Origin of the sequence: Acinetobacter sp. YH01020, from assembly GCF_013420275.1 — a bacterium.
GTDB classification, from domain to species: Bacteria; Pseudomonadota; Gammaproteobacteria; order Pseudomonadales; family Moraxellaceae; genus Acinetobacter; species Acinetobacter amyesii.
The window spans coordinates 123,929-150,488 of sequence record NZ_VOYN01000002.1 but is presented as its reverse complement, the minus strand read 5'-3'; the positions used below and the strand labels follow the sequence as shown (position 1 = coordinate 150,488).

Sequence of the window (26,560 nt, the reverse complement as noted above, 5' to 3'; positions counted from 1 at the left end):
AGGTAAATCACGCCAAGGACAGCCTGTTCTAATTCGAAATAAAATCGCTTCAATAAAATTCCGTAAATTTAATTTGAGATAAATATTAAAGTGACGGAAAATAGCAAGTAACTTGGACCAGTGTTGATCATTTAGCATTGTTCGAGGCATAGCGAGTGTAAAATTGGGTTTGGCGATTTAATTTTACTATCTCGCTATTTTTTTAATCAACAAATGTCAACAGACCCTAGTATGTTGGCACTCATCATCGGTGTGCCTGAACAAGTCTTGATGGGGCTGTCATTGATTCCTAACCTCATACTCGCTGGGATCGGAAAGCGGCTTTATAGCGATTTTGCTGTGCAAAAGACCAAAGCCTATATGCAGCAGCCGAAATATAGTGAACAGGTGTTTGCTGAAGAAGGAGGAGTGAACTGGGGGCTGCCTTTATTGTTGGTATTTATTCAATCTGTCGTGATGATTATGCTCAGTTTGCCTTTTATTCAATTTTCACCGCTATAGAATTCTGTAATTGAGTGCGTGTTCGTTCCGTGTTATATCCTTAAAACAGAAATTTTGTATCCATAAACAATAAGTTTTAACACGGAGAATGACAATGAGTGTACGTCCACGCATGACTCATCTATTTGAACAACTGGGTTTAGATTCGAGTGAAGACGCGATTGCTTTATTTATCGTGACGCATCAACTCAGTGCCCAAACTAAAATTACCGAAGCAGATTATTGGACAGATGCTCAGCGCCAGTTCTTGGCCGAAAAAATTAAGTCAGATGGTGAATGGGCGATTATTGTCGATCAATTGAATGAATCATTACATGAAGATTCGTTGACGAAGTAAAACTGACGGGTCCGCCTTGGTATTTAATGGGATCGGCTGAAAAAGGTGATCCCATTTTTACTGAAAAACTGATGTTACGTACGTAAAAGTTATTTCGTGTTTTTAAAATGATTTTTAAGTCTATTCAACGAAGTCTTACATCTAGGAATTGAATAAATTGATTGGCCTTCGGCTGGAGGTACTCTTACGGAACGTTGTTTCTCATTCGGCAAAATGAGAAGCGTGCTTTGTAAAGAAACCATCTTGCGGTGCAATGCACCTCACCGACAAAACTCGTTCACTACCGTCTAATTATTCAAAGTATCGCAAAAACATTTTTGATGAGAAGTAGTCCTATCTCAAACACTTGCGGATGACCTTGCCGCGTATCGTTCTTATATTTGAATCAAATTGCACTTCTGATGTTACTGTATAACATCAGTGAAAAGAGGTTGAACTTTCACAATAAGTAAGAGCATCTATTGCTGACCTTGAGCCAAGCTACAAATATTGATGGCAGATTTGAAGGTCACTGCATTGTATATGATGACTATTCAACAAGGACTGTTCAACACTTGGCTAATCAAATCATTCGCTTTTTCTAGATGCTTAAACAGATGAATATAAAAAGCCACCATAGCGGTGGCTTTTTTAACGATTAAATATTGTAGGCAAAAAAATCGATTAGATGTGTTTCATCAATTCAACTAGCTTTTGTGCAGCAAGTGACTGAGTACGGCCTGGGTGCCATACCATGCCCAATTGACGATTCATGTTTGAAGGTAAATTCAATTGTTTTAAATCTTGGTTCAATAAGGTTTTAGGAAGGACTGACCAACCAAGACCAATGGAAACCAACATACGAATCGACTCAAGTGAGTTATTGCTCATGGTGACTTTGGGCTTGAGTCCATACTTTTCAAACTCAGCTAAGGTAATTTGACTGGTATAGGTTTGCGCTGCAGGCAATAGACTTGGGTATTGGATCAAATCTTCTAAGGTTAAATGCTCAACTTGCGCCAAAGGATGGAAAGGTGCAACCACGAATACCAGTGGATCATTCCATGTCGTGATGTATTTTAAACGGCTGTCACCTTGTGGCGGTAAAGTTAAAAATGCCAATTCTAAGTCGCCAGCCAAAACTTGCTCATGGGCCTGTTCAGAATCAACAAAGTGTACATCTAAGGTTACTTCCGGAAACTGTTGCACATATTGACGCAAATGCGCTGGTAAATGGTGTAAGCCGATATGATGACTGGTACCAATTTTCAGTTTACCTTGAACCTGACCTTGCTCATGGCTGAGCGTATGGTGAATATCGCCCAACTCATTCAGCCAGCTTTTTACTTTTGGCAAGAGAGAGTTTGCTGCATGCGTCGCTTGAACACCACGACCCGCGGATTCAAAAAGTTTGACACCGAAGTATTCTTCTAAACTGTGAATACGCTTGGTCACAGCAGGTTGCGTAATGAAGAGCTGATCTGCTGCCAAGGAGATCGAACCAGTTTCCATGACTTTTACAAAGGCTTCAAAGGCTGCGAGATTCATCTTCATTCCTATAAAGAATTTTTATGCGTAGACTCATTGTTATAATATTTTAAGAATAAATCAAAGGAAAAGTTGTATCTTTTGATTTAAAACTAAGCGTTCAAGCCATACTACGCGTTAAATCTGAGGGGATTTTCCGGGTTCCATAGTGTTATTCGAGTGCCTGATCGTTGCATGATTCGAGATTGGGCTGTGAAGTTTTTAGCTCAAATGCGTTGTTACAAAGTTGTTTTTTAAACCGAAACCAGAGTTATGCATAATATAAAAAATACAGGGCTGGAAAGTACGTCAACCGTTTAAATTAAAGAGGAGCGATGGCGTTTCTTTTTAACTCAGCATTGAACTAAAACAAAAAAATGAACTCAAGTTTTGATGGCTTGGGGAACATACTTTTCAGTGAATAATTAAAGCAACAGGTACAGTCAGGGCGGCATCGATTAGCGATGTTGTACCTCACAGGGAGAAGGCGATGGATATTAAACATATTAAAAATTTACTGGATATTTTTGAAGGGACAGTCGAAAAGCGCTGTGCGGTATATGAAATCGCAGATGATGAAGACGACGAAAACCGTGCAGCAGCCGAGTGTAATGCGGCAAAAAACAAACTGATTCTTGCGATAGAGCAATTGGTTGAGGCGCATGACCAACTGGCTTTACAGCAAAAAACCAAGCTTTGATGATCCGTCTGCAATTGAATCTATAGGATGAAATCGATGGAACGTTAAAGTGGATGGAGTAAAAGAACGTTCTAAGATCATTAAAAAACCACCGTGATGGTGGTTTTTTTACAAGGAGCAGGGTTGGATTAAGCGGGGATATTTTCCTCTGCAGCTTTATCTTTCTTTTCCCATGCTTTTTCGTGGAAGAAAAAGGCAACCGCTTGAACAGTCGGTTCAAGTAAACTTAAGGTAATAGCCATTGCAATACTGCCTGTCACGTAATAGCCAACCAACATCGCAACCGTGATATGCATGATGTAATAGCTCAAGGTTTTTTTGAACATGCGCTGATTATTTTCGACGAACTTGTTAATGTGTGCCATGAGAATGCTCCTTGTTAAATTGATAAATCTTGGCAATGAGTTAATAGTAATGATTCTTATTTGCAATGTAAAAGAGAAAATTCAATTTATGATCATTGAATTTCTAAATCACTGTTTAAAAATGGCAGAAAGCGATCAAAAAGTCGGAGAAAATTCTAAAGTTTCATTTGCTGAAAGTATTGAAGTGAGCGTGTTTTAAACGCATCAATGGTGATTAAAATGCAGCGGAAATCAGCAGTTAAATATCATTCCTATAAGTTTTTAAACTAATAAAAATGATAAATTAGATTTATGTGAATACGTGGTTATAATCGATTTAACGAAAGAATTTACCCAGTCCAGTGGAGCAAATCGACATGGCAGGCGAAACCCAAAAAGCGGAAACCCAAACAAAAAAAACCTTGTATGACAAATTGTGGGATGACCATCTAGTAAAACAACGAGATGATGGCTCTTCATTATTGTATATCGACCGTCATTTATTGCATGAAGTGACTTCTCCACAAGCCTTTGAAGGGCTACAGCTTGCGGGCCGTAAACCATGGCGTTTAAGCGCTAACGTTGCAACGCCAGACCATAACGTACCTACTTCTACTAAGGAGCGTGCTGAAGGTATTGCAGGTATTGAAGATGATACTTCACGTATCCAAGTGCAAACCTTAGATGAGAACTGTAAAACATTTAATGTTGCCCAGTTTGATATCAATGATGTGCGTCAAGGTATTGCGCATGTGGTTGGGCCTGAACAAGGTTTAACGTTGCCGGGTATGACCGTGGTGTGTGGTGACTCACATACTGCAACGCATGGTGCATTTGGTTGTTTGGCTCATGGTATCGGCACATCGGAAGTTGAACATGTATTGGCGACTCAATGCTTAGTTCAAAAGAAAATGAAGAACATGTTGGTGCGTGTTGACGGTCAATTGGGTCAAGGCGTAACTCCTAAAGACGTGGTTTTAGCGATTATCGGTAAAATCGGTACGGCGGGTGGTACAGGTCACGCGATTGAATTTGGTGGTCAAGTGTTCCGTGATATGTCGATTGAAGGTCGTATGACGGTTTGTAACATGGCGATCGAAGGTGGCGCGCGCGTGGGGATGGTGGCTGTCGATGACAAAACCATTGCCTATGTGAAAGACCGTCCATATGCACCGAAGGGCGAACAGTGGGATGCTGCAGTAGAATATTGGAAGACTTTAGTGTCTGATGAAGGCGCGCATTTTGATACTGTTGTGGTGTTGCAAGGTGAAGAGATTGAGCCACAAGTGTCTTGGGGGACTTCTCCTGAGATGGTGATTCCTGTATCTCAAGCAGTGCCAACTTTAGAACAAGCTAAAGATGACGTACAGCGTAATGACTGGACACGTGCATACAATTACATGGGCTTAGAAGCAGGTCAGGCATTGGCTGATATTCAATTAGACCGTGTATTTATTGGTTCATGTACCAACTCACGCATCGAAGATATTCGTGCAGCGGCTGAAGTGGCCAAAGGCAAAAAAGTGGCGGCATCGATTAAGCAAGCCATGGTGGTGCCGGGTTCAGGTTTGGTGAAAGCACAAGCAGAAGCAGAAGGCTTAGATAAAATCTTAATTGAAGCCGGCTTTGAATGGCGTGAGCCGGGTTGCTCAATGTGCTTGGCAATGAATGCTGACAAATTGCAACCGGGTGAGCACTGTGCATCGACGTCTAACCGTAACTTTGAAGGTCGTCAAGGTAATGGTGGTCGCACGCATTTGGTAAGTCCAGCAATGGCAGCAGCTGCGGCAATTGCAGGTCACTTTGTGGATGTGCGTACATTCTAGTTTAACCCCTCATCCCAACCTTCTCCCTGAGCCATATCATGGCGCAAGAGAAGGAGTTCCCTCTCCTTTTAGGAGAGGGTTAGGGAGAGGTCACGGATTCAGTGAGAAATAAACATGAAAAAATATACCGTTGAACAAGGTATCGTTGCACCATTAGACCGTGCCAATGTTGATACAGATTTAATCATTCCAAAACAGTTTTTGAAATCAATTAAGCGTACAGGCTTTGGTGCCAACTTATTTGATGAGTTGCGCTATTTGGATGAAGGCTATTTAGGTCAAGACATTTCAAAACGTCCGATTAACCCAGATTTCGAATTGAACAAACCACGTTATCAAGGTGCGTCGATTTTGATCTCTCGTGCAAACTTTGGTTGTGGTTCGAGCCGTGAGCATGCGCCTTGGGCATTAGAAGAATATGGTTTTCGTACCGTCATAGCACCAAGCTATGCGGACATTTTCTTTAATAACAGCTTTAAAAATGGCATGTTGCCAGTGATCTTGTCTGAAGAAATCGTCGATCAGTTATTTAAAGAATGTGCTGCATCTGAAGGCTATCAATTAACCATTGATTTGGCTGCGCAAGAAGTACGTACACCGAGTGGTGAAAGCTTTAGCTTTGAAGTCGATCCATTCCGTAAACACTGCTTATTGAATGGCTTGGATGATATTGGTTTAACTTTACAAGCTGCCGATGATATTCGCGCTTATGAAGAAAAAACCAAAGCATCTCGCCCTTGGGTATTTGCAGAAATTAAAGCTTAAGTCAGTGTCACTGTAGAACTTCTTAGTAGTCAGTCGGCTTAAGTCTTGCTAATATCAGGCGAAACAAAATTTATACGTTAGCCAGAATTTATCAGGTTGGGTTCGAAAAATGAAAAAGTTCTTCGGTCAGCTGGTTGTAACGGGAGCGCTGTTCGCAACGCTCTCTGCCTGTCAAAGCTTTGACACGGCACGCATTAAAAATGTGAAAGAAACTGAAAGTACAAAAAATAATGCTCTGATTTACTGTGCAGGTACAGCGCACTGTGAATTTGAACGTTTTGATCAAATACAGGTGGTTGATCCAAATAATCAACATGTACAACGTGCTGCGATTAAAGCAGGCATTGTACGGTTGAATGGTCGTTCATTGTCTGAGCCTAATCCTTTGTATTTGTCTGTACCTTCAGGTCAGCATGAAGTCGTGATTCGCTATTATCCAATTTCTCAGGAAAAAGCAGAGCGCTTGCATGTCATTCACAACTTTAGGTCCAAACACGAGTACACCTTTAAAATGTACCGTGAGCGTTCAAAAAACACAGGCAGTTTACTGGATAAATCTGCGCCTGATCCGCTCTGTGTAGACTTAAAGCAAGGTGCAAAAACGATTCGACGTTTCTGCCGACCCTACAATGTCCTCACAGGACTTGGTGAGTTCGTAGAAAAGAAACTTTAAATCTGACTGGTAATCAAGCCAGCGTATAAATGGAAAGACTCATGTCAAAACATATTTTGATTTTACCAGGTGATGGTATTGGTCCTGAAATCGTGAAAGCGGCTGAACAAGTGCTGACACGTGTAAACGAGAAATTCAACTTAGGTTTGACTTGGGAACAAGGTCTTTTAGGTGGTGCAGCGATCGACGCGCACGGTTCACCTTATCCAGATGTAACAGCAGCACAAGCGAAGACTGCTGATGCGATTTTATTGGGTGCAGTGGGTGGTCCTAAGTGGGATACCATTGAGCGTTCAATTCGTCCAGAACGTGGCCTATTAAAAATTCGTTCAGAATTAAATTTATTTGCCAATTTACGTCCAGCAATTCTTTATCCGCAGCTTGCAGATGCGTCGAGCTTAAAACCTGAAATCGTAGCAGGTTTGGATATTTTGATCGTACGTGAGTTAACTGGCGGGATCTATTTCGGTCAACCACGTGGTATTCGTGAACTCGAAAACGGCGAAAAACAAGGTTTCAATACTGACGTATATGCTGAATCTGAAATCAAGCGTATTGCCAAAGTTGCTTTTGAAATGGCGAACTTACGTGGTGGTAAGGTATGTTCAGTGGATAAAGCCAACGTACTAGAAGTGACTGAGCTTTGGAAACAAACTGTAACTGCGTTAAAAGAAGAGCAGTATCCTGAAATTAACTTGTCTCATATGTATGTTGACAATGCTGCCATGCAATTGGTCCGTGCGCCAAAACAGTTTGATGTAATCGTGACAGGTAACTTGTTCGGTGATATCTTGTCTGATGAAGCGGCGATGTTAACCGGTTCTATCGGCATGTTGCCATCGGCTTCTTTAGATGAAAATGGTAAAGGTATGTATGAGCCTTGCCACGGTTCAGCACCAGACATCGCAGGTCAAAACATTGCGAACCCATTAGCAACAATTCTGTCTGTTGCTATGATGCTACGTTATACCTTCCGTGAAGAAGCGGCGGCAAAAGCAATTGAAGATGCTGTAGGTAATGTCTTAGATCAAGGCTTACGTACAGGTGACATCATGTCAGAAGGCAGTACTCAAGTCGGTACTGTTGAAATGGGTCAAGCTGTAGTTTCTGCATTGAACTAATGGCGAATCAAAAAACGCAGCGTTTATGCTGCGTTTTTTTGTGCCTAGAAATTATCAACCCTAGAATTGATGCGCTAACAGGTGCGACCAGTTAATCGGACATCAGTTGCAATATTATGCTTTAAGCGAAATTGAATAAGGCAGTTTAACTCAACCTCATAGCGTGTATTTCCACTGGGAATCGGCACAGCAGCGCCGCTGCCCATGCCCATCGCAGGATTTTCCGCCATCGGTAAAGGAATACTGATCGGGCGTGTAACACGATAACGAAGGTAGTCTGAACTGACCTCCACGGGAGAGGTTCTTTGATAGCCGAGTTTACTGAGATTAAGTTCTGCTTGAATCGTTTGGCTCGATTGACCAATAAATGAGGCTAAATAGCGTTCACGTTCAACGGAGGATATCGTTGATGTCGTGGTACAGCCAGCCATACATACAATGCTTAGAACGCATCCCATGCTCAGTATCGGGCGAATAAAACGCTGATCTTCGTAAACCAGATGTTCTAAAATAAATTTCATGGGTCAGTTTCTCACGAAATAAATTCAGTTTAGTCAGATCGGTCTGTATAACACTGTAGTCATTTGATACACGGTCAGCTGAGCAAGATTAGCCTCTAGGATTCTCATGCAGGATCAACAAGCTCTGCCAACATAGTCAATGGATTCAACTATTTGATTGCGTAATTTGAACTCGATTTTACATTCCATATCGACAGTGACACCACCTTTAGACGGCGTTGGGATAGGGGCGCCCATGGCTATACTGGTGCCGATATTTGGTGTACCAATCGGGATTGGCATCGAGCGTAAAATGGTATAGCTAAGTTTTTCGTTGCTTTGTACGGGTGCTCCCATCACTTTATAGCCCAATTGACTCAAGTTGAGCTCTTTACGAACTTGATCAGCTGGCTGTCCAATATAGTGTTGTAGGGATTGATTGAGTTGCTTTTGGCCTGTCGTGGCGCAAGCAACACAAAAGATAGCACCGGCTAATCCTAGATGTTTCATATGATTTTATGTCCTTATATTTTGAATTTTATAATCGAATTTTTACGTTTTTAGACTGTAAAGCAAATTTGCAGTCAATTTTTATCATTGTATTGAAATAAATACAAAAAAAGCCACTTTATCAGTGGCTTTTTCGCTTCGCTAAAACTTAGCGCGCACGGTAAGTGATACGACCCTTAGTCAAATCATAAGGTGTCATTTCTACTTTAACACTGTCGCCAGTCAAAATACGGATATAGTGTTTACGCATTTTGCCAGAGATGTGAGCAATCACTTCATGACCGTTTTCTAAACGTACACGGAACATAGTATTAGGAAGCGTCTCGGTGACAACGCCTTCGAACTCGATGAGTTCCTCTTTATTGGCCATAGCCTACCTGAATGAATAAATTAGCAAGGCGCAAATTATAGTCAATTTTTTTTCAGAATACAAGCCGTAAAAGGCTTTGAACTGATCGACTGTCAGTAAAATAAGCGAACAATTCAGTTAAATATTTTCAACAAAAAATGTGCAGTAACAGTTGTCAGTTTGGTCAATCGCAGTTAATCTAAAATCAATCTTTTTAGGTATAAATGAAGTACATACAAGGAAGGTTCTGGAGTGGGTCAGCTAACTGATGCATCTGTTGTGTTGCGTTTAGGGTATCAAGCGATTCGTCGTGCCGGATTACCAACAGAAGAAATTTTAACAAAAGCGGGTGTGGCATTAAATCAGGTTGAAACCAATGACCGTACCCCATTGAATGCGCAATTTGCGTTCTGGGTGGCTGCAGAAGAAGTCAGTAAGGATCCTGATATTGGTTTGCATCTGGGAGAGCATTTGCCTTTATATCGAGGGCAAGTGATTGAACACTTATTTATTTCATCTGAGAATTTTGGTGAAGGTTTAAAGCGAGCTTTGGCGTATCAACGCCTAATTAGCGATGCCTTTCATGCACAATTGGTGATAGAAGATGACCGCTGCTATTTGACCAATGGTCATCAGCCTTGGGCAGAAAATATCGTGAATCGTCATTTTTCTGAATGCGCGATGTCCGGTGTTTTGCGTTTCTTTAAGTTTATTACTGAAGGGCGTTTTCAGCCGATTTATATCGACTTTAACTTTAGTCAGGGCGCGCCAGATGATGAGTATTTCCGTGTTTATGAATGCCCTGTGAGCTTAGGGCAGAAAGAAACCCGATTGTATTTTGATCCGGCTATTTTAGAGTATCAATTGTGGCAGGCAGAACCTGAGTTATTACAATTGCATGAGCAGTTGGCGATTGAAAAACTTCAGGAGTTGGCGCGTTATGATTTGGTCGGTGAAGTTCGCCGTGCTATTGGTTCAACGCTAGAAAGTGGTGAAACCACACTCGAAACGGTCGCTGCGCAGCTCAACATTACCCCGCGTCGTTTACGGACTCAGTTGTCAGAAGCCAATACCAGTTTTCAGCAAATTTTGTCAGACTATCGCTGTCGTTTGGCTAAAAAATTATTGGCCAATACCAATGAAAGTGTGGAGCGCATTGTGTACTTAACGGGTTTTTCTGAACCAAGTACGTTCTATCGCGCATTTAAACGCTGGACCAATGAAACGCCCGTGGAGTACCGTAAGCGGAAGCAGCGTTAAGGTTGATCTTCGATAGAATCCTTCCCTAAACAGAATCCCCCTTTTTCAAAGGGGGATTTTCATCTTTAGAATCTGGCAATGGCGGAAATGAAACACCCTCTCTGTGAAAGTGAGGTTGGGAGGGATTGTTTATTCAGGCATATTTAGCCAATGTGGTCCTAACGGAACTTGAGGAAGTTTAAACTGAGCTGGATAGTCTGCATGGATAAAATATAGTCCATCGGGTGGTGCGGTGACGCCTGCTGCTTTACGATCTTCAGCAGCAAAAATATCGTCAATATGGTCAACGTCATACATACCTTGCCCAATTTCCAACAAACAGCCCATGATGTTACGCACCATGTGATGTAAAAAACCATCGGCCTGAATATCTAGGACCAAGTAGCATCCGTGTTGGATCAGACGGCAATGGCTGACATGACGAACAGGCTGATTGGACTGACAGGCTGCGGCACGGAAGCTTTCGAAATTATGAGTGCCTTCAAATTTGGCCGCAGCACGTTGCATTTTCAGCACATCTAGCTTGGCATAAACATGGGTCACTTGCTTGTGCAGTAAAGCTGGACGTTGTGGATTGTTATAGACCACATAGCGATAACGACGTGCTTGCGCTTTAAAGCGGGCATGGAAGTCCTGATCCATTTCCTTAATCCATTGGATGGAGATATCACGGGGTAATTGGCTATTGCTGCCCATTAACCATCCGCGAATGGGGCGAATCGCCTGAGTATCGAAATGTGCCACCATATTGGTTGCATGGACGCCGGCATCTGTTCGGCCAGCGCCATGCAACATGATCGGCTCATTGGCTACTTTACTGAGGACGGTTTCAATGGTTTCTTGCACGCTTGGTACGCCCGGTTGCTGAGTTTGCCAGCCCTTGTATTGCATGCCACAAAACTCAATCCCAATCGCAAAACGTTGCATAGTTACCTCAAATGACTTAATCGTTCCAATGCGCAGTCCAGTCTGCGGCACTACCGTATTGTAAATACATTTTCAAGCATTTGGCATAAAGATCTGCATGACCCAAACAATTGCTCAGTAATATTCCACTGTCTTTGACCCAGTCACTCACAGCATAGCGTTGATCTATACCGCCATGAACAACCTGTGTACTTAAGATAATTTTGCAATTTTTTTGTTGTATGGCTTTCAATACATTGAGTAATTCAGCATCAACGGCAATATTCCCTGTGCCAAAACCTTGCAGAATTAAAACATCTGGCGTGTGTGTAAGCAGGGCGGCTAAATTTTGACTGTGTAGATCAGTTGTTATCGGTTGCCACATCCAATTCAGGCAATTGAAATGAGCCGCTTTGTCTAAATCATTGACTTGAACAATATAAGGCGATGTCAGCATTGAAAGTGGCTGTGTGGCTGGCAGCCCATCAAAGGCTTTCAGATCGGTTGTATGTACTTTTAGTGCGGATTGAGCATGTATTAATTGATGATGAAAGGCCAAATAAACCCCAACACTGGATTGGTGTACCGATTCCAATGCAAAATTTAAATTGTCGATGGCATCGGTAAATTCACGGGTGTTGTCACCAGCCACATTAAACAGCGGATATTGGCTGCCTGTAAGCACGATATGAGCAGACTGCCCCATAAAGTGTGCAAGCATGGCGCTGGCATAGCTAAGCGTGTCTGTGCCATGAATAATTACGAAATGCTGAAATTGTTGTAATTGTAAACTTTGAATTTGTTGGATCAGTGCCAGCCAGTCGGGCGCCGTACAGGCACTACTGTCACGAATGACAGGTGCGACTAAACATTCAATGTTTAGGTGCAGTGGCAGCACATGCTGTAATTTAGGTAAAAACACATTCGCTGGCATGGGGCTTAAAGGTTCACCGATACAACCGAAAGTACCACCCATATAAATAAGAGCAATTTTTTTCATCATAAAAAAAGCAGCCTTGAAAGACTGCTTTAGTTTAAATCGCTTTTGTTTAAGATGCGATTTGATTCAGTAACTGATCTGCTTGTTGACGTTGAGCTGAAGAAAACTCAGCCTCTTTTTCAGTTAAAATTTCACGTGCAGCGTCATAAGCACCTAGTTTGATGTATTGCGCTGCCAATTCAAGATTCAATTCAATTTCATTGACTTCAACCAGTTCAGGGAAAGATTGAACCAATGGATCGTTTTGGTCTGTAGCAGATGGGGTTGACGGTGTGCCTAAACCGCTAATGTCAAAACTCACACCACTTGAAGCAGGTGCGGCAGGTTTTTCTTCAGGTGTAGACTCTAAGTTAAACTCTGTTGCAGGAGCAACAACCGCTTCTTCTGTTTTTGCTGTTTCAAAAGCACCTAAGTCAAAGTTTAAGGTTGGGGCTTCAACTTTGTTTTCTTCTACAACCGATGTTTCTGTTGTAAATGAAAAATCTAAAGGCTCGATTTTTTCTTCTACAGTTTCTGTTTTGGTTTCAGCCGCAGCTTCAGTGCTTGGGGCAAAGTCCATTACAAAATCAATCGGTTTGATTTCTTCAACGGCAGGAGATGGCTGAGCAATCTCTTCAGTTTTCGGTGTTGCTTCAAGTGCAGGTTCTGGTGAAATTGAAAGCGTGTCAAATTCAAGCGTCTGTATTTTTTCAGCAGGCGCACTTTCAACTGGGGTTGAAATGTCTGCTTTTGCTGGCGTTTCAGTGGTGAAATTAAAATCTAGAGGTTTAATTTCTGCTGCTTTGGGTTCAACAGGTGCAGCAGTTGAACTTTGCATTAAAGCATCAAAATCAGAGGTATTTTGAGCTTTTGATGGAGCCTCTTCAGTGATCGGTGATACAAAGTTAATGGCATCATCTTTTACATTTTGAGAATTTTCAAACTCTACTTTTTTTGCTTCAGCTTGTTCTAAAATTTCATCGAGTTCAAGTGAACGAATATGGCTCAGCAATTGGCTGATGGCAAATTCGTCTTTTTGTAAAATGTGAATATCTAAGAGATATAGATACAACTCATGTTGTGAGTTATCACGTTTTAATGATTGATTGATTTGCGCTTCAGCAGAAAAGAAATTACGTTCTGCAATTAATTTTTCAATTTTGCCACGAGCTTCTGTCGTTAATGGTGTCATTGATTTTTTTTCAATGACACTGTTTTCAACCACTTGAGTTTTCTTCGGAGTCGCTTTAGCTGAAACACCCGTTTTCTTGGTTTTAGTGGATGTTGGTTTGGCTTTATCTGATTCTTGATCTTTTTGGCGTTTGTTTAAAAAAACCAATACGATCACTAAGATCACTAATGGAATCACATAAATCAGCATGTTTTAACCCCTTGGAGATAGAGCGATATAAAGTTGCACTCATCTCTATAAAATCTTGATTGGTAACGTTTTAGTTTATTGGCTTCTTTTATCTGCTTGTTGAGCTTTCAACTGTTGTTGCAGTTGAGCAAGACGAGCATTTAATAATTGAATTCTGTGATCCTTTTGATTTAGCGCCAATTCTAATTGAGTTACGTTTCTCTGTAATTTAACGGTTTTTTCACGAGATGTCATAACTTTTAATGACAACTCTTTCGAAGTTTTATTCTTTTCTGCTGCACTGTTGGCAGAAGATTGTGTCGAATCTTGCGCTTTCTCTGCCACCAGACTCATTTCAGCTTGATTCAGGCGGTATTTGGTTTTGCCTGACTGCTTCGAAGGCACTTTGGCAAGTTTTGCCGCAGAGACTTTTACAGGCTGTTTTGCTTGCTGCATACCATGCAGATTTAAGGCCGCACCACGGCGCAGACGGTTTACGTCGCCCTGAATGAATGCATGTTCGTTGCTGTTTTTAATCTGTTGCATGACTTCAGAGACAGGGCGGTTTTGTTCTGTCGCAATACGTGAGGCAATCCCCCAAAGGCTTTCATTTGAGCGAACCACATATTTTGCCGCTGGTGTTGCTGTCGATGAAGCCGCGGTACTTGTAGGCTTTGGTGTAGATGCTGTTTGAGTTGTCGTTGTTGGATTTTCACGTTTTTGTGCTGCCTGCTCCGCAGCAAATTTTTGTGCCAATGGGTCTTGAGATCTTGCAGTTGATGCTGTTGCAGTTTGTGTGGCTTGCATTTCTGAACTGACAGAGCCGGTCGAATTGGTTTTTGTAACTTTCGAAATTGATGTTTCAGAACCTGATGAAGTACTTGCGCTATTTTGCTCCGCAGGTGCAACGCTATAATTTTGCACATGCGTGGCAGGTTCAATCGCAACAGGCGTTGACGTTGCTAATTGTGCTAACTTCGGCGGTGTTTTGGTGCTGAGTAGTAAGGGTTGTTCTACAGCTACAGGTGCTTTTGCGGTGTAGAGGGTGCTAACAGGTAAATTTAAGGCAATTTCTTTTTCATTTACAATAACGACAGGTGTTAAAGCACGCTCATTGGCGGTTTGATTCGCATTCGATGTGGTTGGATTGCGTTTTAATGGGGTACGAATTTGTTGCAGGCGTGAAGCATTACCTTCTTTAATATTAACAATAAAATTAAGCTCAGCATCGGTCACTGGACGCGAAGAGGTAATGGTAATTACCCCATTGCCCGCACCATCACGACGCGTAAAGAAGTTTAAATGCCCCGGTGGTTGATGCCCTGTACCCATACTCAACAAATCTTCTGCCGTGGCTAAACTTGCACTGAGCGGCACAGATGTATTTGAGTGGCGAAAATGAATCTCAGCGTACAGCAATTCCCCGGGTGCTGACTGGACTTGTACAGGATCAATGCTGATCGCTTGAATGTTTTGAGATGCAATAACGGCTAAAATGGCGATCTTTAATTTGTTATATACGGTCATCTTAATCTTTAGCTCGAATATATGTCGCATGGCGAAAATTATAGATTAGCGAGTTGTCAAAGAATTGTAAAATATTTACACGACAGTTACATAAAAAAGCCGATCAATTGTGATCGGCTTCCTGTTCAGAGACTTAAAAATGCTTAAGCATTTTTATAATCAATGAGAATTCTTAGCATACGACGTAAAGGTTCAGCAGCACCCCAAAGCAATTGGTCACCTACAGTGAATGCACCTAGGTATTCTTTACCCATGTTGAGCTTACGGAGACGACCAACTGGAACAGACAAGGTGCCAGTTACAGCAACAGGAGTCAGATCAGTCATTGAAGCTTCACGCGTATTTGGCACCACTTTAGACCAATCGTTGGCACTAGCGATGATATCTTCGATTTCATCTAGTGGCACATCTTTACGAAGTTTTAAAGTCAAAGCTTGTGAGTGACAACGCATCGCACCAATACGGACACAGTGTCCATCGATTGGAACGATTTGCTGGTTGCCTAAGATCTTGTTGGTTTCAACTTGACCTTTCCATTCTTCTTTCGACTGACCGCTTTCAAGTTGTTTGTCGATATAAGGAATGAGCGAACCTGCTAAAGGCACACCGAAGTTTGCAGATGGGAAACCTTCACCGCGTTGTAGGGCTGCAATTTTAGAGTCGATATCTAAAATTGGAGAACGTGGGTCATCTAGCAAATCTTTGGTATTGTTGTACAAGTAGCCCATACCTGAAATCAGTTCACGCATGTTTTGCGCGCCTGCACCAGATGCCGCTTGATAAGTCATTGAGGTTGCCCATTCCACTAAATTATTTTGGAATAGACCGCCTAAACCCATTAACATTAATGAAACGGTACAGTTACCGCCAACGAAGGTTTTTGTACCTTTCACTAAGCCGTCTTTGATTACGTTCATGTTTACTGGGTCAAGTACGATGATCGCTTCATCATCCATACGTAAAGTCGATGCAGCATCGATCCAGTAACCATTCCAGTTTTCAGCTTTAAGCTTAGGAAAAACTTCAGTCGTATAATCGCCACCTTGGCAGGTGATAATGACATCCATTTGCTTCAGACTATCAATGTCCGTTGCATCCATAAGTGCTGGGGCAGTCTTACCACCAAACGCAGGGGCTTCACCACCTGCATTACTGGTAGAAAAGTAAAACGGTTCGAAATGAGCGAAATCGTTTTCTTCAACCATACGTTGCATAAGGACGGAACCAACCATCCCGCGCCAACCGACCAGACCTACTTTCATGTCACTTTGCCTCGGTGCGTTAAAAAAATAAAAAGGGGGTTCGAGTGTACCAAAAGGGCGCATAACTGCAAGCGCTACATAATGAAAACACCAATAATATTGTGCAATATATCTTGTTTATGTTACATGCAAAACTGATATAAATTTATGAATCAATAAAAAATAAAGAATATAAGGGAGGCGTAATGATTTGGATTGAAATACTGGCTGGCTTCGTCATTTGGTTGACATTTTGGTCACTCATACCACGAGATGAATGGTGGTTTCGTGGTGCAGATTTTCCGCGTCTGCAAATCTTGGCTTTGGGCATATTTGCCTTCATAGGCTTAATTTTATGGAATGCTGAATGGGACTTGGCGCGTGAAATCATTTTAATTGGGTTGATTGCTGCCTTGGCATATCAATTAAAAATGGTTTTGCCTTATACCTTTATTTGGAAAAAACAAGTCAAAAAAGTTCGTTCAGACCAGTTAGATAAACAGAAACAAATTTCAATCATTGTCTCAAATGTACTTACGCCGAATACTCAATATCACTTATTATTGGCACAAATACAAAAGCATCAACCTGACTTGGTACTCACGCTAGAAACAGATCAAACTTGGCAAAATGAATTGGCAGTGATTGAAGCTGATTATCCTTATCGCGTACCCGTACCTTTGGATAATTTGTATGGGATGCATTTGTATAGCAAGTTAGAACTTAGTGAAACTGAAGTCAAATTTATTCTCAGTGATGAAATTCCTTCGATCCATACCCGAGTCACCTTAGCATCAGGAAATCAGGTTCAACTGTATTGTTTACATCCCAAACCGCCAAGTCCAACAGAAGCCAAAGATTCAACTTTACGCGATGCAGAATTGCTGATTGTGGGCGATCAGATTAAAGATTTAGATGAAAGTTGCATCGTTATGGGGGACCTGAATGATGTGGCATGGTCACGTACTACACGACTCTTTCAACGAATCAGTGGGCTTTTAGACCCACGTGTTGGACGGCATTTCGTAAATACCTTTCATGCCAATTATCCACTGCTGCGTTGGTCGCTCGACCATATTTTTCATAGTACAGATTTTGCCTTGGTACATATGGAACGCTTGCCCAATATCGGTTCAGACCATTTTCCAGTCTATGTGGTGCTGCAAACAGGAAGGGTATTTGAGCAAATCCAAGAAGAATTAGAGCAAACAGATGAAGATGAACAAGAAGCGCAAGAGGCAATTCAGGAGGGTATAGAAAAAGCTGAGGAAGAGGAGAAGATTGTGACTGATGAAATCGCCCGTGATTATAAGGATGGTACGAAGGCACCTTGATTTTGTTTGATTTAAGAGAAAAGTGTAAGAAATAGCTTACACAGCTTTCGGCTTCTGACGAATGGTCAGGTCAAGTGTATTGACTTATTCTTTGTTCATCGGCACATGGAACTGGGAACGGAACATCCCACTAAGGAAGACGAAGCCGATGGAAGCATCACGGAACGGATGCAGGAAAGGAAAGCCAATAAAAAATAAAAAGAATACTTGTGAAAGCACAACCTCATAGACCCGAGTTTTGCAGGATGCAGAACTCGGGTTTTGCTTTTGTGATATACATATTTTTGCTTTTCTTTTGATTAATTTCTTTATACAGTGTGCCAAGAAAAAAGCGATGAATTTCCAATAAAAATATAGGTATGAGGCGTTCTATGCTGTCCGAATGGCACCAGAAAATATTGCAGATTACACACTTATCCACCGATGCACTTTCCATTTATCTAGGCTTAATCCTATTCTTCTTTGTGGCCTTTTGCCATCACCGCCAATTGAAATCACCTTATGCGATTTGGAGCGTTGTGGTCGTTGCAGTGGGGTTGGAATTGTTTAATGCACGGCATGATATTTTAGATAGAGGCTTTTGGCGTATAGGGCAAAGTTTGCAACATATTTTGAATGTCTTGTTGCTTCCGCTAATTCTTTGGTTGATGTCCCGATACCGTGTATGGAAGGGCTAAGTGGAAGCCCGAAATTGAAGGGCTAAATGAAAGGATTAAATCGCCAGTTAAAAAATCCTAATAGAAAAAAAGATATTGTGAAATGCACAATATCCTTTCTAGATGTTGATCGAGTTGCTTAATTAAAAAGATTTCCAGAGCGTTATCCTGCACAGCAATTATCTATGGCGTGTAGTCAATCAAGCTGAATGCTGAGAGGCCACTTGCGTATACAACTCCAAAGTCTGATCACACATCTCTTTTAAACTAAACATGCTGATAGGCTGCACGTGTTGTGGTTGGTCTAAATGCAACTTTAAGGTGTCGAGTAATTGTATTTCATCATCGACAGTGACTAAACCTTGCGGATAGACATTGGATAAAATTTCAGCTACACCACCACGGTTCCAACCAATCACAGGTGTACCTACAGACAGTGCTTCGAGTACAGTCCGTCCAAAGGTTTCCGCTTGGCTCGACAAAGATAAAACCAAATCGCTAAAAGCTAACCATTCCCGGATATCTGAACGATGACCGACAAAAGTAATCCGATCACTCAGCCCTTTAGCCGCAATACTGTCTTGCATTTCTTGTAAATAAGCCGCTTTTTTCGGATCAGCACCACCGACCACCACCGCATGTACGTCGGGATACTGTGTTTGTAGCTGTTCCATTAAATGGATCAGGGTTTCATGACCTTTCAAACGGGTGATACGGCCTGGTAAGCAAATCAGACGCTTATTTTCTAGTTCAGGGAAATCTTTTAGGGTTTGATTGAGCCACTGTGCTGAGGGTTGATAGCCATGTGGAAAAGCCGCAGGGTCAATGCCACGATAAATACGCACAATGTCCTTGGTAGGACAGTTTTTGTAGTTGTCCGTGATGTATTTGACAACACTATCCGAGACCGCAATAACTTTTTCAGCCTGCGTCATGATTTGACTATAGCGATTAATCGAATAAAAACCATGTACAGTTGAAATCAGGTGAGGTCGTTTGTTTGCAGGAATCCCTTTGAGGGCAAAATGCGTGAGCCATGCAGGGACACGTGAGCGCACATGCACGATGTCTGGTTGATGTTGCTCAATCAGTTTACGTAGAGGACGAATTTGCCATAAGCTTGATAAGGCTTTTTTATGGATTGCGAGCGTGAGGTGAGTTGAACCTTCAGCTTCCAATTGAGTTACCATGCGACCACCATTTGAAACCACTAAGGACTCATGACCGGCGGTCACTAAAGCACGAGCTATTTCTAAGGTTCCTCGCTCGACACCACCACTGTTCAATTCAGGTAAAAGCTGCATTACTTTCATAGCATTTCTCTTTTTTATGTGCTGAGTTGAACTCAATAGATTTTGTCATAGCCTTGTGGGCGTGTTTTAAAACGGCGATGGAACCACATGTATTGTGTCGGTGCGATTCGTAGCTGATTTTCAATAATTTTATTGGTTCGAACAGCATCCGAAACTTCATCTTCACTCGGAAAATTATCCAAAGCAGGTTCAATCAGCACATGATATTGAGGGTTGCTGATGTCGCCATCTCGATAAAAATACAACGGGATCGCCTCGGCTTTAGCAATTTTTAATAAGCGACGATGTGCAGTAACAGTGGCTGCTGGAGTACCAAAAAATGGTGCCATGACCCCTTGTTTTAAACCAAAGTCTTGATCGGGACTGTACCAAATGGCATGGCCATTTTTCAGATTCCGAATCAAGCCACGCATATCGTCATGGTCGATTTGGTTGGCATAGATGGTGGCACGGCAACGCACAATCAACATATCCAACAGCGGATTATTTTGCGGACGATAAACCACATCCGGCTCAAAGAACTGTGCGCATAAGTAGCCACCAGCATCGAGCAGGGTAGAATGTGTGCCGAGGAGTAAAATACCTTTGCCTTCAGCTTGTGCATTTTGAATATGTTCTAAGCCTTCAATTTGCACCCGATTTTTGAACCACTGCGGACTGTACCATGCATTTAAAGTTTCAAAAATGCCAATCATTTGGTCGATAAAAACCTGTCGTGCATTCGCCTCAACCTGTTCTGCTGTCCATTCAGGAAAGCAAACTTCCAAGTTGCGAATCGTGGTTTTACGACGTGATTTGAGATTTTTAAATGCGACAGAACCGAGGAATTGTCCAAGGCGATACTGAACTGCCCAAGGAAGAATCGCCAAAATCATAAGAAATACAATCCCTATCCATATTCCCCAATACTGAGGAAGTAAGAAAGACCATTGGAATTGTCCGGGTTGATATGTTGGCTTTTGACTCATAGGGCTAAATCAAAGATTAAAAAATAGGGTTCAGTTTAGCATGAAGCTGAATTGAAAGAGAAAGTTCAACCTCATGCTGCGCTAGCCTTAACCTTTGACTAAACCGCCATCGACAATCAAATTCTGCCCGGTGACCGCACGTGAGTAAGGGGACAAGAACATCATGATGGCTGCAGCAAATTCTTCAGGCGTGGTCACTGTGCGTAAAGGTGTCGATGCCGCAATTAAGTCAAAGACGGCATCGGGTGTCGCTTTACTGGCATCGGTGCTTTGTAATAAGCCGCCTGAAAGCATATTGACGTTAATCCCAAACTCACCTAGCTCATGCGCCGCTGTGCGAGTGAAGGCCAAAAGTGCCGCTTTTGCTGCAGTGTAGTCGTGGTAAGGCACGACGGGGTTTTGTACTAGGTTGGTACCAATATTCACAATGCGACCAAAACCCTGTGCTTTCATCTTGGGAAGTGCAGCTTGCGTGGTGTTGAGTGCAGCGACGACTGCTCCATCAAACTGTTGCTGTAGGTGCTGTGCAGTCAGTTCTTCAATTTTAGGACGGGCATCGCCATTAAATTGAAAATGGATGAGGGCATTATTTACGACAGAGGTGATCGCGGTACCAAAATGTGCTTCTGCTGCGGCAAAAAGCTGTTCTACTTGAGCTTTATCTGTGACATCTGCTTGATAGGCAAACACTTGCTGAGGAAATGCGGTCGCCAACTGTTCTGCCGCAGTTTGACTGGATAGATAGTTCACGACCACGCGTGCGCCTTCAGCTATTAAAGTTTGGCTAATTGCCAAACCGAGGCCACGTGCGCCTCCTGTAACCAAGACAATTTGATCTGAAATTTGCATACTCGTGACTCAATCTTATATTGAACGTCACCATAGCAAGCTTTTCACATTTGCGGAATCGTCTTTACAGACGCTGTATACTCCAATTTGAAACTGAGTTATCCGATCTAATAATTCAGCCGAGTCATATGACAAAAAAAAAGCCGTATCGAAATACGGCTTTTTCTGTGTGGAATATTTGTGGACTTAGCCTTTAGCGAGCGTTTCTAGCTCATCTAAACGTTCCATTTTTTCTAGCATTTCGTCATCAATTTCAGCAAGACGCTGTGATGCTTTGGTGGCAGCATCGGCGTCAGTCATAAACCAAGTACCGTCGGCTAATTTTTCAGACAATTCAGCTTGCTCTTGTTCTAATGCTTCAATTTCAGTTGGTAGTTGTTCTAGGGCACGTTGGTCTTTATAGCTGAGCTTGACTTTTTTAGGCACGGCAGCGGCAGCCGCTGCTTCGGCTTTAGCCATGGCTTTTTTCACATCGCTTTTTTGATCCACGACAGTTTGGTCAGGACGCTGTTCCAAATAGTCTTGGTAACCGCCGATGTATTCATCGATTTGACCTTTACCATCAAAGACCCAAGTCGACGTCACCACGTTGTCCATAAATGCACGGTCATGCGAAATCAGTAACAGTGTGCCTTTGTAAGCGCTGAGCATTTCTTCCAACAGTTCAAGAGTCACCATATCCAAGTCGTTGGTCGGTTCGTCCATCACGATAAGGTTCGATGGTTTCAGTAGCAGTTTTGCCAACAGAATACGGTTACGCTCACCCCCAGACAGTGCTTTAACAGGTGTACGTGCACGTTCTGGAGAGAATAAGAAGTCTTGTAAATAACTGTAGATGTGACGACGGCTACCGTTTACATCGACATGGTCTGAGCCTTCAGAGACGTTATCTTTCACTGATTTTTCAAGATCAAGTGCATTTCGAAGCTGATCAAAGTAAGCAACTTCAAGCTGTGTACCTGTTTTTACTGTACCAGTATGTTCTTGCTCACCCAAAATAGCTTTGATAAGAGTGGTTTTACCCACACCGTTGTCACCGACTAAGCCGATACGGTCACCACGTAATACCAGTGCCGAGAAGTCTTTGATGATTGGTGCGCTGTTGCCAAATTGCACAGCTAAGTTTTCAATTTCAAAGACCACTTTACCTGAGCGCTGCGCATCTTGCGTTGCCATGCTCACTTTGCCTTGTTGTGAACGACGTGCTTTAGACTCTTCACGCAACGCTTTTAAGGCACGAACACGACCTTCGTTACGGGTACGACGCGCTTTAATGCCCTGACGAATCCACACTTCTTCTTCAGCGAGTTTTTTATCGAATAGCGCATTTTGCTTTTCTTCCGCTTCCATTTGCTGAGCTTTAAGTTCGAGGTAACGTGAATAGTTACCTTCATAGCTACGCAAAATGCCGCGGTCAAGTTCCACAATACGGGTTGCGATGCTATCGACAAATGAACGGTCATGCGAAATAAACAACAGGGTTAAGTTATTTTGATCAAGCAGGAATTTTTCGAGCCATTCAATACTTTCAACGTCCAAATGGTTAGTCGGTTCGTCGAGTAGTAAGACATCGGGCTGCGTTAAGAGAGCACGTGCCAACAAAACACGACGCTTACGACCACCAGACAAATCTGCAAGGTCAGCTTCTGGGTCTAGGCCCATTTTGCTGAGGATGGCATTCACTTTGGTTTCAAGTGACCAGCCATCCATTTGATCCATCTGATGTTGTAGGTTGCCCATGCGCTCACAGGCGTCCATATCGCCGAGTACGCAGGCTTCGCTGGCTTCATGATAAGCACGTAGAACAGTTGCAGCTTCACCTGCACCATCGGCAACAATATCAGCAACTTTGCCCGAATCCATGGGTACATCTTGAGCAAGCATTGAAATCGTAATGCCATTTTGCAATGAAACTTCACCGCCATCTGGCAATAAAGTTCCCTCAATCAGTTTAAGTAAAGTAGACTTACCTTCACCATTACGACCGATTAGACACACTCGCTCGCCACGTTCTAAACTGAAGTTCGCGCCGTCGAGTAGGGAAGGTCCGCCAAATGCAAGCTGGACGTCCCTTAAAGTAATATAGGCCATAATGTTTCCTGAAATCTTATATGAGGAGTGTAAATTGACTACACAACAAAATCTTGATGAACAGGCGTCATTTTCCGCACCCATTGAAGATTTGCAAGTCCGAATTGCATTTTTAGATGATTTAGTTGACCAACTGAATGATCAAGTTGCGCGTCAAAACGCCGAAATCGCTGATTTAAAGAAACAAATGCAGATGTTGTATCGTCGTATTGAATCGGCAGATTTATCTGAAGGCATCGCGGCATTTGACCCGATGACCAACCGCCCACCGCATTATTAATGTCGATTTTGAATGACAGGCAGATGACGAATCAGCGCCAAAGCTGTGGATTGGTGTAAATTTATTTGACCTTTTGCAGCGTGACAGGTCTAATGCACCGCATCTGCTGATCGAAACCCATTATTTCATCTCATGAGTCAAAAAGTTGTCCTGCTAGATTTGGAAAATAACCCGCCCACAGCAAATCTATTGCGCAATATCATTGAACATTACAGTACTTTGTATGTGTTTAGCTGCAGCGGAAAATTTGAATATGCACTTGAAGATTTGACTGAAATTGCAGGGTGGATCGCGACTGGTCAATTGGTGGTTTTGGATATTCCAGAAACGCCGCAAAAAGAATTTGAATATGCGGTGATTGTGGGGCAACTGATGGCCTTGATGGATCCAGATGCGCATATTGAAGTCATTTCAGCGATGCCTGATATTGAATTATTGATGGAACAATTGAACGGCTCTGGACTCAGCGCACATCTTATTCAAATTCAATCAGAACAAGAAGTTTCACATAAAGTTAAGTATAAAATTCCTGACCTAGAAACCATTCGGAATAAACCTGATTTATTACTGATTAAACACTATTGTGATGGTCTGGAAAAACTCAGTGGCAAGCCAAACAGTTTGGATAAACTGAAAAACTCGCTGATGAATATTTTGCAAGTCTCTAGCGAAAAAGCTCAGCATTTGGTCGGTATGTTGATCAATCTAAAAATCGTCAAACGCTTTGATGAGCAGATTTCGATTCGAAAAAAAGTACTCAAACAATGGGTGCAGCTAGATTTAAATACGACTGCTGAAACAGCATTGCCGATAAAGACAGACCTAAATGCATTTACTGCTTCACTCGAAGAACAAACCTCAAATACTGATGATACGGCGTCGATTATTCAGGCTGCACAGCAAGGCTTATTTAAAAATTTCAATAAGATTGATCCTGTGCAAATGGAAGTGATCCGAAAATTGCATGAATTAAAGTCAGATAAACCAAAAGATATCTACGCCTTACGTGATTTATTGGAGCAAATGTTCCCACAATCTGACGTTCGATTACTACTTAAAGAGTTGATCGAAAAAGGATATATCTATTGGAATGGTCACGAAGTGCTGTATAGCCACGAGATGTTCCTGAATTAATATAAAATAATTAAATGGGTGAGCTATGAAAAAAATATTATTACTTGATATTGAAAATTTGCATAAAACTGAAAATGAGTTGCTAACTTATTTAAAGCAATACTCATCTATTTATTTAGTTTACGCCAAGTCTCCAATAAGTTTTAGCTTGGATGGTTTGGTTAAGCTCTCTCCATTTATTATGAATGGCAAACTAAAAGTATTAAAAATGCCAAAGATTGGGAAGGATGCAGCTGATTTTGGACTAACATTTATTGCAGGCCAACTTTCTACACAAGTTTCGGCTAAGGAATTTAGTTTTGATGTTATGTCTAATGATCATTCCATGGGGTATGTTGTTGATTTATTAAAAATAGCTAAATTTGAAGCTAAAATTATTCATGAAAAGCCGCTAGTTTCTGCTCATGTAATTAACGAAGTGAAAGCTGAGCAAAATGTGGGTGAGCTAATTTTTCAATATTGTGAATATTTAACAAAAAATGCAGCTAGACCTGCAAAGTTAGAAAGTTTATTAAACTCACTTAAAGCTATACTTAAAGTGAGTGATGATGTTGCCAAGGTTTTAGTTGAGTTATTAAAAAAACACAAAATTATCCGCTTGGATAATAGTAAAATATTTTATCAAGATCCAAGTTTGCAGAAGTTTTTGAAATTAAATAAACAAACTGCTGAAACTGCTGAAACTGCTGAAACTGCTGAAACTGCTGAAACTGCTGAAACTGCTGAAACTGCTGAAACTGCTGAAACTGCTGAAACTGCTGAAACTATTGAGCAAAAATTGATTGAGATAAGAAATAAATTACTCGCTCATATGGATGTAAATAACCATACTCCTCCTAAATCTTTAAGTGGTTTTACTAGTATTTTAAAGAGATGTTTGCCTGAAGATGATGTTATTAACTCATTAGAATTATTGAGGAAATATAGATTGATAGAGGTTAATAGTAAACGGCAAGTTAGTTATAACCCGATATTGCTAACTAATATTATTCATTAAGCATGCTTGCGTTTTATATTGCGCTTATGCAACTCTAATAAAGGAATATAAAGGTTGTGCTATGGAAAATACTGGAATCTGGGTTACCGTTTTTATTGTGGTCTTTGTACTTGGGTCGATTTTTGGACTTCGAGTAAACCCTAGAGAAAAAGCCTTGGGCATTATGCGTGAGAAGGCGCGTAAGATGGGGTTGCACCCACGTTTAGTGGCTGCACCTGCTTGGACCAAGATTCCAATGGCTTCTGAAAAACGTGCCAGTATGGTGGCGTATTACAGTGTGTTGATTCCAGATGCGCGTTTGCCTTTAATGCGTGCTTTAGTGGTCGATGACAAACTTGAACTGGTGCATGGTGATGACAAGTTCAAGGATTTAGCCATTACATTAAAGGGCATTTATGCTATTGATATGCAGGCAAACTGTGTAGGACTCTATTGGAACGAAGAATCTGACTTAAGAGCCACACAGCTTGATGATATGAAAGCATTTTTACATTCATTGGCTGAACTTTAAATTTTAAAAAACCTATTAAACA

29 protein-coding genes are annotated in these 26,560 nt (G+C 41.8%); 14 read left to right on the top strand and 15 right to left on the bottom strand.

Annotated elements, in window-relative coordinates; translation table 11 throughout:
• Positions 1–150, bottom strand: a 150-nt coding sequence (locus FTT85_RS01850) for a transposase (protein ID WP_180182687.1), incomplete at its 3' end; no start/stop codon positions are given.
• 63 nt (positions 151–213) lie between these two features.
• Here FTT85_RS01850 and FTT85_RS01845 point away from each other — a divergent pair.
• Positions 214–501 (top strand): hypothetical protein, encoded by a 288-nt coding sequence (locus FTT85_RS01845; protein WP_180182686.1) that lies wholly within the window; start codon positions 214–216, stop codon positions 499–501.
• 94 nt (positions 502–595) lie between these two features.
• Complete coding sequence (locus FTT85_RS01840; RefSeq protein WP_078189726.1) at positions 596–838, top strand: DUF2789 family protein; 243 nt, start codon at positions 596–598, stop codon at positions 836–838.
• Between the two features lie 663 nt (positions 839–1,501).
• On the opposite strand, the gene FTT85_RS01835 is transcribed toward FTT85_RS01840, so the two are convergent.
• Complete coding sequence (locus tag FTT85_RS01835; protein ID WP_078189725.1) at positions 1,502–2,365, bottom strand: LysR family transcriptional regulator; 864 nt, start codon at positions 2,363–2,365, stop codon at positions 1,502–1,504.
• Positions 2,366–2,834: 469 nt separating this feature from the next.
• Between FTT85_RS01835 and FTT85_RS01830 the strand changes: the two genes are divergently transcribed.
• A complete protein-coding gene (locus FTT85_RS01830; protein WP_180026619.1) occupies positions 2,835–3,044 on the top strand; it encodes a hypothetical protein in 210 nt (69 codons plus the stop codon).
• A 128-nt stretch (positions 3,045–3,172) separates the two neighbouring features.
• Here FTT85_RS01830 and FTT85_RS01825 read toward each other — a convergent pair whose 3' ends face one another.
• Positions 3,173–3,409, bottom strand: a complete 237-nt coding sequence (locus tag FTT85_RS01825) for a DUF2061 domain-containing protein (RefSeq protein WP_078189723.1) — start codon at positions 3,407–3,409, stop codon at positions 3,173–3,175.
• Positions 3,410–3,765: 356 nt separating this feature from the next.
• Here FTT85_RS01825 and leuC point away from each other — a divergent pair, with 356 nt between their 5' ends.
• From leuC to leuB, 4 genes are all read left to right on the top strand, one after another.
• Positions 3,766–5,214, top strand: coding sequence for a 3-isopropylmalate dehydratase large subunit (leuC, locus tag FTT85_RS01820; protein ID WP_180182685.1), 1,449 nt, complete (start codon positions 3,766–3,768; stop codon positions 5,212–5,214).
• A 114-nt stretch (positions 5,215–5,328) separates the two neighbouring features.
• Positions 5,329–5,979, top strand: coding sequence for a 3-isopropylmalate dehydratase small subunit (leuD, locus tag FTT85_RS01815; RefSeq protein ID WP_180182684.1), 651 nt, complete (start codon positions 5,329–5,331; stop codon positions 5,977–5,979).
• A 109-nt stretch (positions 5,980–6,088) separates the two neighbouring features.
• On the top strand, positions 6,089–6,652 hold the full coding sequence (locus FTT85_RS01810; protein WP_168377913.1) for a hypothetical protein: 564 nt from the start codon (positions 6,089–6,091) through the stop codon (positions 6,650–6,652).
• Between the two features lie 41 nt (positions 6,653–6,693).
• Positions 6,694–7,773, top strand: a complete 1,080-nt coding sequence (gene leuB / locus FTT85_RS01805; protein ID WP_078189719.1) for a 3-isopropylmalate dehydrogenase — start codon at positions 6,694–6,696, stop codon at positions 7,771–7,773.
• 74 nt (positions 7,774–7,847) lie between these two features.
• Here the strand turns inward: leuB and FTT85_RS01800 are convergent, their stop codons facing one another.
• The 3 genes from FTT85_RS01800 to infA all read right to left on the bottom strand — a co-directional run bounded on the left by FTT85_RS01800 (position 7,848) and on the right by infA (position 9,153).
• Positions 7,848–8,294: a hypothetical protein gene (locus FTT85_RS01800; RefSeq protein WP_306674412.1), complete on the bottom strand. Its 447-nt coding sequence runs from the start codon at positions 8,292–8,294 to the stop codon at positions 7,848–7,850.
• 114 nt (positions 8,295–8,408) lie between these two features.
• On the bottom strand, positions 8,409–8,783 hold the full coding sequence (locus FTT85_RS01795; RefSeq protein WP_180182683.1) for a hypothetical protein: 375 nt from the start codon (positions 8,781–8,783) through the stop codon (positions 8,409–8,411).
• A 148-nt stretch (positions 8,784–8,931) separates the two neighbouring features.
• Positions 8,932–9,153, bottom strand: coding sequence for a translation initiation factor IF-1 (infA, locus tag FTT85_RS01790; RefSeq protein ID WP_001284370.1), 222 nt, complete (start codon positions 9,151–9,153; stop codon positions 8,932–8,934).
• A 231-nt stretch (positions 9,154–9,384) separates the two neighbouring features.
• Between infA and FTT85_RS01785 the strand changes: the two genes are divergently transcribed.
• Complete coding sequence (locus FTT85_RS01785) at positions 9,385–10,392, top strand: AraC family transcriptional regulator (protein ID WP_078189717.1); 1,008 nt, start codon at positions 9,385–9,387, stop codon at positions 10,390–10,392.
• A gap of 129 nt (positions 10,393–10,521) precedes the next feature.
• On the opposite strand, the gene truA is transcribed toward FTT85_RS01785, so the two are convergent.
• The 5 genes from truA to asd form a co-directional block, all read right to left on the bottom strand.
• Positions 10,522–11,319 (bottom strand): tRNA pseudouridine(38-40) synthase TruA, encoded by a 798-nt coding sequence (truA, locus tag FTT85_RS01780; RefSeq protein WP_180007151.1) that lies wholly within the window; start codon positions 11,317–11,319, stop codon positions 10,522–10,524.
• A 16-nt stretch (positions 11,320–11,335) separates the two neighbouring features.
• On the bottom strand, positions 11,336–12,298 hold the full coding sequence (locus tag FTT85_RS01775) for an asparaginase domain-containing protein (RefSeq protein WP_180182692.1): 963 nt from the start codon (positions 12,296–12,298) through the stop codon (positions 11,336–11,338).
• Between the two features lie 49 nt (positions 12,299–12,347).
• Positions 12,348–13,658 carry a fimbrial protein FimV gene (locus FTT85_RS01770; protein WP_180182682.1) on the bottom strand — a complete coding sequence of 437 codons (1,311 nt, stop codon included), beginning with the start codon at positions 13,656–13,658 and terminating at the stop codon, positions 12,348–12,350.
• A 75-nt stretch (positions 13,659–13,733) separates the two neighbouring features.
• Positions 13,734–15,164 carry a hypothetical protein gene (locus tag FTT85_RS01765; protein ID WP_180182681.1) on the bottom strand — a complete coding sequence of 477 codons (1,431 nt, stop codon included), beginning with the start codon at positions 15,162–15,164 and terminating at the stop codon, positions 13,734–13,736.
• 143 nt (positions 15,165–15,307) lie between these two features.
• Positions 15,308–16,426 carry an aspartate-semialdehyde dehydrogenase gene (gene asd / locus FTT85_RS01760; protein ID WP_180101434.1) on the bottom strand — a complete coding sequence of 373 codons (1,119 nt, stop codon included), beginning with the start codon at positions 16,424–16,426 and terminating at the stop codon, positions 15,308–15,310.
• 185 nt (positions 16,427–16,611) lie between these two features.
• Between asd and FTT85_RS01755 the strand changes: the two genes are divergently transcribed.
• Both FTT85_RS01755 and FTT85_RS01750 read left to right on the top strand, forming a co-directional pair.
• Positions 16,612–17,739 carry an endonuclease/exonuclease/phosphatase family protein gene (locus FTT85_RS01755; RefSeq protein ID WP_111884080.1) on the top strand — a complete coding sequence of 376 codons (1,128 nt, stop codon included), beginning with the start codon at positions 16,612–16,614 and terminating at the stop codon, positions 17,737–17,739.
• Between the two features lie 371 nt (positions 17,740–18,110).
• Complete coding sequence (locus FTT85_RS01750) at positions 18,111–18,416, top strand: hypothetical protein (RefSeq protein WP_257232049.1); 306 nt, start codon at positions 18,111–18,113, stop codon at positions 18,414–18,416.
• A 179-nt stretch (positions 18,417–18,595) separates the two neighbouring features.
• Here the strand turns inward: FTT85_RS01750 and FTT85_RS01745 are convergent, their stop codons facing one another.
• From FTT85_RS01745 to FTT85_RS01730, 4 genes are all read right to left on the bottom strand, one after another.
• On the bottom strand, positions 18,596–19,708 hold the full coding sequence (locus FTT85_RS01745) for a glycosyltransferase family 4 protein (protein WP_180182679.1): 1,113 nt from the start codon (positions 19,706–19,708) through the stop codon (positions 18,596–18,598).
• 32 nt (positions 19,709–19,740) lie between these two features.
• Positions 19,741–20,676, bottom strand: coding sequence for an LpxL/LpxP family Kdo(2)-lipid IV(A) lauroyl/palmitoleoyl acyltransferase (gene lpxL, locus FTT85_RS01740; RefSeq protein ID WP_180182678.1), 936 nt, complete (start codon positions 20,674–20,676; stop codon positions 19,741–19,743).
• 87 nt (positions 20,677–20,763) lie between these two features.
• Positions 20,764–21,525 carry a 3-oxoacyl-ACP reductase gene (locus tag FTT85_RS01735; protein WP_180115891.1) on the bottom strand — a complete coding sequence of 254 codons (762 nt, stop codon included), beginning with the start codon at positions 21,523–21,525 and terminating at the stop codon, positions 20,764–20,766.
• Positions 21,526–21,711: 186 nt separating this feature from the next.
• Positions 21,712–23,616, bottom strand: coding sequence for an ATP-binding cassette domain-containing protein (locus FTT85_RS01730; protein WP_180122023.1), 1,905 nt, complete (start codon positions 23,614–23,616; stop codon positions 21,712–21,714).
• A 34-nt stretch (positions 23,617–23,650) separates the two neighbouring features.
• Here FTT85_RS01730 and FTT85_RS01725 point away from each other — a divergent pair, with 34 nt between their 5' ends.
• From FTT85_RS01725 to FTT85_RS01710, 4 genes are all read left to right on the top strand, one after another.
• Complete coding sequence (locus FTT85_RS01725) at positions 23,651–23,896, top strand: SlyX family protein (RefSeq protein ID WP_078189840.1); 246 nt, start codon at positions 23,651–23,653, stop codon at positions 23,894–23,896.
• A gap of 132 nt (positions 23,897–24,028) precedes the next feature.
• Complete coding sequence (locus FTT85_RS01720; protein WP_180182677.1) at positions 24,029–25,030, top strand: hypothetical protein; 1,002 nt, start codon at positions 24,029–24,031, stop codon at positions 25,028–25,030.
• A gap of 25 nt (positions 25,031–25,055) precedes the next feature.
• Positions 25,056–26,027 carry a PIN domain-containing protein gene (locus FTT85_RS01715; protein ID WP_180007161.1) on the top strand — a complete coding sequence of 324 codons (972 nt, stop codon included), beginning with the start codon at positions 25,056–25,058 and terminating at the stop codon, positions 26,025–26,027.
• A 61-nt stretch (positions 26,028–26,088) separates the two neighbouring features.
• Entirely contained in the window at positions 26,089–26,538 is a 450-nt protein-coding gene (locus FTT85_RS01710) for a hypothetical protein (RefSeq protein WP_078189705.1), read from the top strand.
• Positions 26,539–26,560: the final 22 nt, after the last annotated feature.